Source organism: [Flexibacter] sp. ATCC 35208, from assembly GCF_001975825.1.
In the GTDB taxonomy this organism is placed as follows: Bacteria; Bacteroidota; Bacteroidia; order Chitinophagales; family Chitinophagaceae; genus Chitinophaga.
Map to the genome: position 1 here is coordinate 17,380 of NZ_MTKN01000083.1, position 11,106 is coordinate 28,485.

Annotated in this window: 11 protein-coding genes; 2 read left to right on the forward strand and 9 right to left on the reverse strand. The window is 45.2% G+C overall.

What is annotated here, in order from left to right; translation table 11 throughout:
- Nucleotides 1-3: 3 nt before the first annotated feature.
- The 9 genes from BW716_RS31140 to BW716_RS31180 all read right to left on the reverse strand — a co-directional run bounded on the left by BW716_RS31140 (nt 4) and on the right by BW716_RS31180 (nt 7,967).
- Nucleotides 4-261, reverse strand: a complete 258-nt coding sequence (locus BW716_RS31140; protein WP_083729962.1) for a phosphopantetheine-binding protein — start codon at nt 259-261, stop codon at nt 4-6.
- A gap of 108 nt (nt 262-369) precedes the next feature.
- Complete coding sequence (locus BW716_RS31145; RefSeq protein ID WP_083729963.1) at nt 370-1,656, reverse strand: ABC transporter permease; 1,287 nt, start codon at nt 1,654-1,656, stop codon at nt 370-372.
- Nucleotides 1,657-1,665: 9 nt separating this feature from the next.
- Complete coding sequence (locus BW716_RS31150; RefSeq protein ID WP_179091357.1) at nt 1,666-2,412, reverse strand: ABC transporter ATP-binding protein; 747 nt, start codon at nt 2,410-2,412, stop codon at nt 1,666-1,668.
- 8 nt (nt 2,413-2,420) lie between these two features.
- Entirely contained in the window at nt 2,421-3,425 is a 1,005-nt protein-coding gene (locus BW716_RS31155; RefSeq protein WP_083729964.1) for a BtrH N-terminal domain-containing protein, read from the reverse strand.
- 15 nt (nt 3,426-3,440) lie between these two features.
- Nucleotides 3,441-3,842, reverse strand: a complete 402-nt coding sequence (locus tag BW716_RS31160; RefSeq protein WP_083729965.1) for a hypothetical protein — start codon at nt 3,840-3,842, stop codon at nt 3,441-3,443.
- 83 nt (nt 3,843-3,925) lie between these two features.
- Nucleotides 3,926-5,062 (reverse strand): beta-ketoacyl-ACP synthase III, encoded by a 1,137-nt coding sequence (locus tag BW716_RS31165; RefSeq protein WP_083729966.1) that lies wholly within the window; start codon nt 5,060-5,062, stop codon nt 3,926-3,928.
- A gap of 351 nt (nt 5,063-5,413) precedes the next feature.
- On the reverse strand, nt 5,414-6,334 hold the full coding sequence (locus tag BW716_RS31170; protein WP_083729967.1) for a hypothetical protein: 921 nt from the start codon (nt 6,332-6,334) through the stop codon (nt 5,414-5,416).
- 233 nt (nt 6,335-6,567) lie between these two features.
- Nucleotides 6,568-7,248, reverse strand: a complete 681-nt coding sequence (locus tag BW716_RS31175) for a class I SAM-dependent methyltransferase (RefSeq protein WP_083729968.1) — start codon at nt 7,246-7,248, stop codon at nt 6,568-6,570.
- On the reverse strand, nt 7,248-7,967 hold the full coding sequence (locus tag BW716_RS31180; protein WP_083729969.1) for a head GIN domain-containing protein: 720 nt from the start codon (nt 7,965-7,967) through the stop codon (nt 7,248-7,250). Before BW716_RS31180 ends, BW716_RS31175 begins: the two co-directional genes overlap by 1 nt.
- A 99-nt stretch (nt 7,968-8,066) precedes the next feature.
- Here BW716_RS31180 and guaA point away from each other — a divergent pair, with 99 nt between their 5' ends.
- A complete protein-coding gene (guaA, locus tag BW716_RS31185; RefSeq protein ID WP_083729970.1) occupies nt 8,067-9,605 on the forward strand; it encodes a glutamine-hydrolyzing GMP synthase in 1,539 nt (512 codons plus the stop codon).
- Nucleotides 9,606-9,738: 133 nt separating this feature from the next.
- Entirely contained in the window at nt 9,739-11,034 is a 1,296-nt protein-coding gene (locus BW716_RS31190; protein ID WP_083729971.1) for an ABC transporter substrate-binding protein, read from the forward strand.
- The last annotated feature ends 72 nt before the right edge of the window (nt 11,035-11,106 follow it).

Below are 11,106 nucleotides of genomic sequence, written 5' to 3' on the forward strand. Positions count from 1 at the left end.
TGCTTACGCGGGTTGTTTGGATTGAATGAATTCAGCCATAGATTGTACAGACTGCAGGATCTTTCTGCCTTCGCGAGGATCTTCTACCTTGATGTGATAATATCTTTCCAGCAATACCATCAGTTCCAGTGAATCAATACTGTCCAGTCCTAAACCGTCTCCGAACAATGGTGCATTGTCATCAATATCTTCAGGACGGGTATCCTGCAGGTTCAGCGCCTCAATAATCTGTACTTTCAATTTCTGTTTTAAATCTTCCATAGTAGTCGTAGGTTTATACTCTCTTATTTTATTTGGAAAGCTAAGCCTCTAAAGCAATTTTGTTGCCAAGTGGCCGTAAAAATACTGTTTTACATTTAATAATCCCCATCAGCTCATCCTTCTTTGCTCCACACCTGCTGCTATACACAGCATGAGTACGGCACAGGCGATCAGTTTTCCTACATGTAACCAGATGTGTTGTACACCCTGATTACGGAGGTAGATATCATTGATGGCATCCAATCCCCAACTGAGTGGAGATAAATGCCCGATTAGCTGCATTTTTGCCGGCATGATTTCCAGTGGTATCCAGATGCCCCCTATCGCGGACAAGATGACTATTGAAATTGCTCCGAAATTCAGTGCCTGGTTAGGTGTTTTAAACACCGTACCGACCAGTATACCATATGCTGTGGCCGCCAAACCGATGCTCACTGCGATGATGAAGGTAGCCAGGTAACTATTGCCCATCATCAGTTTGGGTAATCCAAATAATGGCAGCAAATAAATACCTACCATCATCATCAGGTAAAACTGCACCACGGTCACTGCCATAAAGAATAACAGTTTACCCCCAAGGATATCCAGGAAAGATCCGGGTATCAATCGTACACGTACCAGACTTCCTTCTTCCCGCTCACGTATCATATGCCCACCTATGGGTATGGCGATAAAGAACATGGCAAAAATACTCCATGCCGGTACATTGTGCTGCACTGAATTGGAGATCACATCCAGTTGTTGCGAAGGTCCTGTGAGCTGCTCTTTCAGCCCTACGGCCTTCAACTGGATCACCATGGAATCCTGTTGTGCGATATCTTTATTTTTCAATTGCTGTTTGATCCTTTCCAACAGCAGATCTGTTTCTACCTGTGTCAGGAAATTATCGATTGCCTGATGAATAGCACTCTTGAATGCCTTCTTGGAAGCAGGATCAAAATATACCAATACATTCAGTGAATCTTTGCGCAGGCTCACCGGCAATATTGCAGGTACGCCCATTCTTTTGGACAGGTCATTTACGATGCGATTCGCATTGCTCACGATGGCACCTGTAGCGCCCTGTGGTATGATGATACAAATTTTGTAATCACCTGCATTCACTCTTTCCAGCGCCTGTGCTTCCTGTACCGGTTGTCCATTTAGTGTATCGATAACTTTGAACTGGCCGGTATGCTCCAATCCTTCCCTGATATATTTGCCTAAGCGACCATGATCGTTGTCAACAGTCAGTATGTCAAACTTCAGTTCCTGGTAGTCTCTGAATGGTGCATCTTCTATCAAAGCCATCACCGTAATGAGCACGACAGGCATGGCAAATAGCAGGGCCAAACCTGTTCTGTCACGCAGCAGCAACAGCCATTCTTTTTTTATGGTAGCTAATAGCCTTAACATCAAATTCTATTAATCTCTTACCGCATGACCGGTATAATGTAAAAAAACATCTTCCAGGTGCCCGCAGTCCGAATGTTGTGCAATCAGGTGTGCCGGCGTTCCCTGTACAATCAGTCTGCCTTCGTCGATGATCGCCACTTCCTGGCAAATGGTCTGTGCTTCATCGAGCAGGTGTGAAGTATATACGATGCTTGCGCCCTGTGCATTGTAGTCGCGCAGGAATTGCAGGATCATGCTTCTCGACTGTACATCCACACCCGCAGTCGGTTCATCGAGTATCAGCAGTTGTGGCTGATGCAGGATAGCTGCGATAATGTTGGCGCGTCTTTTCATACCACCTGAATAGCGGTGTACGGCTTTGTTTCCGTTCTGTTCGAGGCCGAAGATCCGGAGGTATTCGTCGATACGGCTGCGCAGTGGTTTTCCTTTCAATCCATACAGGTTACCGAAGTATTCCAGGTTTTCAATAGCTGTCAGTTGGGGAAACAAGGCAATCTGCTGTGGTACGATACCGATTAATTTCTTTATTTCTTCCCTGTGTGCAGCGGTCTGGGGCAGGTCGAAGATCTTTACCAGTCCGCTGTCAGCACTTACCAGTCCGCATAAAATAGAGATGGTTGTTGTTTTACCAGCACCGTTAGGGCCTAAGAGGCCGGTGATCATACCTTTTTCAAAGCTGAATGATAACCCTTTCAATGATGGTTCCAACGCACCTTTATAGGTTTTATGCAGATCCTGTACAAGTATGCTGGTCATAATTTCAATTAAAGTTTCAAGGCTGCCAGTTTCCTGAAGAACACTTCTTCCGAAGCTGCGCATTGCATCATCAGGTCACTCAGTTCGGCATAACCATTTCCGTTGGTGGTTCTGCTTTTACATACTCTGCCGGCAGTAAAGGCAAAGTTTCTCCAGATGTCGCCAACGGCTGTCAGTTCCTGGGCCATCTGGCTCAGGTCATCTCTTTTCAGGATGCCTGCAGCTTCCTGTAAGAATGCGGCATACATAAAGCGGAAGCCGGCACCACCGGTACCAATTTCTTCCTGCATGCGGATGATGTTTCCCAGGTAGAGAGTGGCTCTTCTTTCTCCCACTTTCTCCGGATAATTACGTAGTCTTTTTGCCAGAAAGCGAATACCTTTTACACCAAACCAGGGTAAAGGAATATTGAGCATATCGCTACAGGTTTGTTTGATACCTGCTTTGATAGGTGCTGCAAAGTTGACTTCTTTGGGTACTACCACGGGGTAATACATTTTTCCTTTGGGTGCCGGAAAGCCTTTTGCAAAGCGGGCTTCCGCCAGGCTTGCCGGATCTATTACTGTTACGTGTTCCATGATAGGATCGCTGACGAGATAGTTCCCGTCTTTCTTTCCATAGATCACGAGGTTATGTGCATTGAAGTGAAAACGGTAGGAAGGAGGAAAGTAAGGCAGGTAATATACACCACTCTGCAGGCCTACAGGCATGCCACTCTCCAATACCTTGTCCAGTTCAGCCGTTGCTTTTTCCACGCTGGAAAAAGTATGTGATTCCATTTTCACACCCAATCTTTTGCACACTCTGCTGAAGATGGCGCCGGGTACTACGCGATAGGTGGTACCGGGTACACCGTTTACCTTCACGAAAGGCAGGTGTCCGAAAAAGAGACCGGCGCCGATGCCCAGAGCCATAGGTTCGCTAATCTCAAGACCATAGAAACGGAAAATATTTGAAATCACCCCACACTCACAATGTGCTGTTTGCACGTGGTTGAACTGAATATCGCTCATATAGATTGGTATAAATTACTGGCCAGCCTTTTTTAATTCTTCCAGGCTTATTTTGAAAGCGGCAGCATATTTTCTTAAAGTATCATCATTCAGTTTCCTGAATACAGCAGGTTTCAGGTGGCGTTTCACCTGCCATTGGAACTTATTCACATAACTGGCCAAGAGGGGAAGATCCATGATGGTCTTTTCCATGTAGTACAAAATAGGGCTGACTTCTCCAGCCTGCATGGCCTTGTGGGCTTCTTCTATTTTTGCATTCACTTCTTCCCATGCCTGTTGCATGGCAATGTTTTCGGGTTCCCAGCCTACACTGGTTACTGGTACATATGCGCCTGCATCATCTGTTGCGTAAAAAAGCTGTTTAAATTTCCCATCATGCATATTATTGCCATCCTGGGGAACTTCTTCTTTTTTCATTTGACAGGTGTTTGATTATGGAAAAAAATCGCTTCAGCCGCGGGCGGAAGCGATTTTTTCAATGGCTTTTATGAAAATGAAAATTATACAACTGTCAGGTGCGCATACGCATAAGAGAAACGCGCACTTTCAGGAACCATCATTACGATTGTCTGTCCTTTCTTCAGCATGCCGGTATTCATCAGTTCTTCGAGCATGAAGTAAGGAGAAGCTGTACCTACGTTTCCTACTTTCACCAGGTTAGTAAACCATTTTTCCTGCGGGATAGGTACACCCAGACGTGTAATTTCCTCATCAATTTTAAAGCGGAAGAATTCAGAAGACAGGTGAGGCAGGAAGTAATCCAGCTTATCCAGGTCTAAATTGTATTTTTCCACCAGTTCTTTCCACATTTGTGCACCGGATGGTACGATGTTTTTGCCCAGCAGGCGGGTATCCTGTTTGAAGGAGAACACGCTATCCTGTGCCCATTCTTCCGGTGTCATATCGATCCAGCCTTTGGTAGTACCGTCTTCGTTTTTAACGGCACCGGCATACATACAGGTTTCCAGTTCATTGGCATAAGAAGCGATCTCCACCCAATCTACGCGCAGGGAGAGGCCGGTTTCATTTGGTTTATTCTGGAACAGGGCTGCACTGGCGCCATCGGAGAGCATCCAGCGGAGGAAATCCTTTTCAAAGGCGATGATTGGATTATTATCTATCAATTTCACACGGTCAGTTTCCGGTTCGAATTTCGCTGACAGCATCCAGCTGGAGAATTTTTCGGAACCAGTGCTCACAGCGTTTGCAGAGTTGCCACATTTAATGGACATCCAGGCATATTTAAAAGCCTGCATACCGGCAGCACAAGCGCCAGTAGCAGCGATCAGTTCTACCGGCTGACATTTCAGCAGACCATGAACCATAGCAGCATGGTTAGGCAACAGCTGATCAGGCGAGGTAGTACCACAGGCTAATACCTGCATTTTATTGATCGGAAATTTATCATCAAAAAGCCCCTTTACAGCTTCGGCCGTCATTTCAGCATTGGAATGGGTCGATTTACCATCCTTATCCAGCGAATAGTAACGGGTTTTGATCTTGTTATTTCCAAGAACTCTCAGTCTGGCACGGGAAGGTTTCCCATCAACCAGTCCTAGAATGTTTTCCATTTCATCATTTCCAACAGGCTCATTCGGCAGAAATTTAGAGAGCCTTGTAATATAAACTTCGTTCATTTGAAATATGGTTCCTGTTTTTTGTTATAAGTTGATGCCCTTCCGTCTGTGACGGCTGGTATTGTGTACCTCCTGGCTTACAGTCATTGCTTTATTTTCTTGTCCCATTTTTCATTCGCATCTCTTTCACATTTATACTCAAAGACAAATAAAAGCGCCCGTAAATATAGAATATAAAATGCTATGGTATTGTTTACCCCTGATTGAAAATAGCATCTGTCGCTGGCAGAAGGCTTTCCGGGAAGGGCCTGTGGCCGGCTTTAATAATACGGCCTTCATGCTTCCATTTTAAACAAACACAATAACAATGCCTTTTATTTTGATTGTGTGATAATTAGCTATTATTTTACCTTAACTCAGGTGGATGCCTTTATAATAATTCACCCTTTCGGCCAGTTCCTTTTTCTTAAAAGTCAGCTTGAATAATGATGAAACCTTGGCGATAGGCGACAATACGAATATTCCTATTAACAATAATCCTCTGTACATGCTCACTCTACCCTGGCGTTCAGGAGCACCGGGGCCACCCTTGGCACTGATAAATTTGGACCAGTAGCGGAAAGCCCGGATACCTCTGTCTTCCAACAGGATGAGTGGTGCTAGTAATTCCACTGCTTTCAGGTCGATCAGTTCGGGTTGGAGGGCATCCCAGGAACGGGTGGTCAATACTTTACGGATTGGGTTGGCGAATCTTGCTGATTCCACAATGTCTACTTCCTGTACGCCGGCTGGTGGCAGTAAGGAGGTTGCTTCCTTTTTGCCTTTGAACTGCCAGCGCAGTACAGTGATCAGGGCTATCAGATTCGGAGATTTGTCTACCAGTACTATATTTCCTACCAGGTGCGCTCCTGCAGCCTGTAAATATCCTTTTACGGTTTCCTGGGCACTCAGCCACATGTTACGGCAACCCATGAGGGTAATAACGGGTTTGCCATTCAACAGGCTTTTCCCCTGCTCACTTTGCAGGAAAGCAGCTGTGGGCTGGGATGGAGACAGGAACCAGGGTTGATAAGCCAGTACGACCAGGTCAAAATGCGCATTTGGATCCACATTCAGTGCCTGTATTGCCCTGGGTTTACCTAATACAGTTTCCGGCATTGTATCATAGAAGGTTTGTTTCTTCCAGGGGAATACAAATGGCTGCACAGGTTTCAATTCTTCGTATACTATATCTGCCATATCCTGCAATGGGCCAATTACAGTATCTACTATCCGCTTTAGTTGTCCGGTCTGTGTATAATATATTACCAGGATCTTAGGTCTTTCGTTCATATTCAGGAATAGGAGTTAGAACAATTGAAATCGTAAACTTACGAAAAACAACCGTAGAGTAAAGATATATTTTTATTATATGATACGAAAGCAGGAAAGAGAGAGAGGGGAAAATTGTGCCTTAGCCAGGTACTGCCATAACCTCTGCATTTGTTTACAGCAGTACCGTGGCCAAAGGACTTAATGAGTTGCTTTACAGCTGCAAATATGAGGTAAGTACTATAAAGAAAGTGTTAAATACTACTTAAAGTTTTAACGCCCCTTATACAAACGTTCTCCAGTTGTACCAGCATACTCCCGTCTGCAGCCGCTTTCGGGGGTTCTACTGCTGTCTGAATTTCAGTGACCCGGAACCCAATATTTTGTAACATTTCCTGCACCGTCTCTGTATCATACAATGTAAAACCGTGATCTACGAATGCTAATTTCTCCATAGTACGCCTGGTGCGAAAGGCCAGTATCACTTCGCCTTCCGGCAGTAATACCCGGTAGATCTCCTGTAGCGTTACAGTTGGTGGTTGCCAGAAGTACAATACATTGACAGCAAAGACTTTTGTAAATACACCTGAATCAAAAGGAATAGTGTCTGCCGTACCTTCCAGGATCTGTACCCTGCCGGCACGGATGGCGTCTGCATTTGCAACAATGGCTTCCTGCACCATTACATCGGAGAGATCGAGTCCTGTATATTGGAGGTTGTTTTCTTTTTCGAATAAGGCGGGTATAAAATGTCCATTCCCCATGCCCAGTTCCAACACCTGATCGCCTGTTTTTAGTTGCAGGAAATCGAGTGTCATTTCATAAATAAGGCGGTTGGACCTGCTCATTTGCACGCCCATTTTTACCCCATCGTCCCCTGTTGGCCGGCGTAGCTGTTGTGCAGCTTCCGCGGCCGTCATTTTACGTGGCTCCATTAATCTCTTTTGTGTACAGAACCTGATCCAGATGTTTGGGAATTGACGGTTGGGCTACCATGATAATCCACACTACCGGAACCGGATACCTGTACATTCAGGGTAACACTGGCGTGTACTTTTGCATCGCCACTACCGCCTACGTGTACATTGGTGGTTTCTGTATGCAGGTTATAGCCATCGAAAGAACCGCTGCCTGCGATATCCACATTCAGGTCTTTGGCTTCACCTTTCAGTTTTACATCGCCGGAACCAGTTACAGCCACACTTACTTTAGGGCTGTTCACGGATCCTAACACATCGCCATTGCCGGTTACGGACAACTTTACATGATCGTCCTGTTCCCAGTCATTCATGAGACGAATGGTGCCGGAGCCGGCAAGGCTCAGTTCCTCTACATCGGGAGCGGTGATCTTTACCGTAACCTTTTTATGTAGTCTAATAGAGGTATTTGATTTCTGGCCTATTATCAGCTCACCATCTTTTACTTCGGTGGTGATCAGGGGAAGCACATTGTCTTCAGCTTCGATCACTACATCTTCAGCCGGTCCGTCGGTATATTCAACGTCCATAGATCCACGTAAGGATACGGCGTGGAAATCGCCCAGTTTACGGGTTTCTGTGCTAAGGTTACCACTGCCGTTGACTCCATGTTCGTCACAACCGGTATGGGAAAGTGCTAACAATACAAGGACGGCGTAGCCGGTAATTTGTTTCATAAGGTAATTGTTTAAAATGGCGGAATTATGAATTGGGTTCGGAACGAAAATACCATAATAACTTGGGATTTGCTCCAAGCCCTTTATCTTTGCACCACCATGACAGAAAAGATTCTTATCCTCGACTTTGGTTCCCAGTATACGCAACTGATCGCGCGCAGCATCAGGGAACTGAATATTTATTGTGAAATCAAACCTTGTCTGCAACCAGTACAATGGGATGATACAGTTAAAGGCATTATTCTTTCCGGAAGTCCTTTTTCAGTAAACGAGCCTAACGCACCATCCGTAGATATCGCTGCCATGGCGGCAAAAGTGCCTGTGCTCGGCATTTGTTACGGCGCCCAGCTGATGGCTAAAAACTTTGGTGGTGAAGTAGCTAAGAGCAACATCCGGGAATATGGCCGTGCTTTTATGGTGCACGATAATAAAGAAGAAAAGGCTCTCTTCGACATCTCACCCCGTAGCCAGGTATGGATGAGTCATTCTGATACCATCGTGCGTATGCCGGAAGGTTTTCAGATCATTGCCCAGACAGAAAGTATTCCTGTTGCCGCATTCAAATGCGATACCAGGACTCCGTTCCCAATGGTGGGATTCCAGTTCCACCCGGAAGTAACCCACTCTCTGGAGGGTAAGACTATGTTACGCAACTTCCTCGTACACATTTGTGGTTGCAAACAGGATTGGACCCCTGCTGCATTCGTACAGGAAACTGTAGAGAAAATTAAGGCACAGGTAGGTGATAAAAAAGTAGTAATGGCCCTCAGCGGTGGGGTTGACTCCACTGTAGCTGCAGAGCTGATCCATAAAGCAATTGGCAGTAACCTTTATTGCATATTTGTAGATAACGGGTTGCTCCGTAAAGACGAGTTTGAAACCGTATTAGACTCATATAAACATATGGGCCTCAACGTGAAGGGTGTGAATGCAAAAGACCTTTTCTACGGTGAACTGGCTGGTGTAAGTGATCCTGAAAAGAAACGTAAGATCATCGGCCGTCTCTTTATCGAAGTATTCCAGCAGGAAGCTATCCTGTTGCAGAACATCTCTTTCCTCGGTCAGGGTACTATCTATCCTGATGTGATCGAGTCTGTATCTGTAAACGGACCTTCTGTAACCATCAAATCACACCACAACGTGGGTGGTTTGCCTGAGAAGATGAATATGGGTCTGGTTGAACCACTCCGTTTCCTCTTTAAAGACGAAGTAAGAAGAGTAGGACGTGAAATTGGTATCAGTGAGATTTTCCTGGGTCGTCATCCTTTCCCGGGTCCTGGTCTGGCTATCCGTATCCTCGGTGAGATCACCGCTGATAAAGTAGCTATGTTGCAGGAAGCAGATGCTATCTACATTGAAGGTCTGCGTGAACACGGTCTCTACGACAAGGTATGGCAGGCAGGTACCATCCTCCTTCCGGTACAGAGCGTAGGTGTAATGGGTGATGAAAGGACTTACGAATTCACCGTAGCCCTGAGGGCGGTAACTTCCGTGGATGGTATGACTGCGGATTGGGCACACCTCCCTTACGAATTCCTGGCTCAAATGTCTAACGACATCATTAATAAGGTAAAAGGTATTAACCGCGTGGTGTACGACATCAGTTCCAAGCCGCCGGCTACCATCGAATGGGAATAATTCCAGACAGGCTGTAAGTAATACTATTTTCACTTACAGCCTGTTCCTTTTAAAGGGGGCTGACCAACATCATTTGCAATAGGCACCATATCTCCTATTGCATTTGCATGATTTTTGTATTTTAACGATCGCTATGAGTAAATCCATTCTATGCAGGCCATTGATCACTGCATCCATCGTGGTTGTACTGCTGTCGGCGTGTACTACTTCCAAGAAAAGTAGTTCAAAGACGGCTACACCACCGCCAACAACTGCGAAACCTGTAAAAGACGAAAAACCTAAGGATGAAGCTAAATCTCCTAAGGAAGTTCCGTTTAATGTTCCAGCTTTTGCCCGGGAAATTAAAAAAGACACCTATAATATAGCGTTGTTTACCCCACTTTACCTGGATTCAGTTACTACAGACATGCCCACCCGCTCCCTGCCCCGCTATATTCTGCCGGGTCTGGATTTCTATGAAGGTGCGCAGCTGGCACTGGATAGTCTGCAAAACCAGGGTATAAAACTGAATGTTACTGTCTACGATAGTAAGAACAAGCAGAACCTGTCGGGTGCAAACCTGATCAACACAGACCTGATCATCGCTGCCGTTGGTACGCCGGAGATCAAGGACCTGAGTGATATAGCCAAAAAGAAACAGATCAACCTGGTGTCGGCTACCTATCCAAATGATGCTGGTGTAAATGAAAATCCATTTTTCATCATCACCAACAGTTTGCTGAAAACACATAGCGAAGCTTTACAGCGCTACCTGCAGGAAGGCTTTGCGACTAAAAATATCCTGGTGATCCACCACGATACGCCGTTTGAAAAGCGCATAGCTGCTGATATTAAGGCTGAATACGAGAAACTACAGAGTAGTAAGAAAACCAAACCAAGAGAAGTAGTTTGGGATGATAACATCACTGACCTGGCACTTTCTCAATACCTGCTGAATGACCGTCCGAACCTGGTGATCGTGACTTCGCTGGATGAAGCCAATGCAAAAGCGATTATCCGCAGACTGAGCACTCAGATGGCTACTTACCCTATCCAGGTGTTTGGTATGCCTACATGGGATGTGATGAAGTTCAAGGAACCTGAATTCAAGGGACTACCTATTTTCTACACCACTCCTTACTGGAATGATAAGACGGATGCTTACAGCCACTATATCAATGACTACTGGAAGAAAGTGTATAAGTCCCGTCCGTCGGATATGGCTTTCAAAGGATTTGAGCTGACCTGGTACTTTGTGAAACAACTGAGTACGAATGGTGTGTACTTTAACAAGGATATCAATGATCCGAATAAGAAAGTATTCAGCAGTTTTAATTACCAGCCTATCTATCTGAAGGAAGGTGATAAGGAACCTGATTATTTCGAAAACAAGAATATCTATATTATACAGAAGGGAGATTCGAGCGATATAAAAATGAATTTTCAATAAGTAGTGATATAAAAATGAACTTCAATAATTAGAAAAGCCTTGCTCGCGCAGGGCTTTTTTCTTTGAAAATAG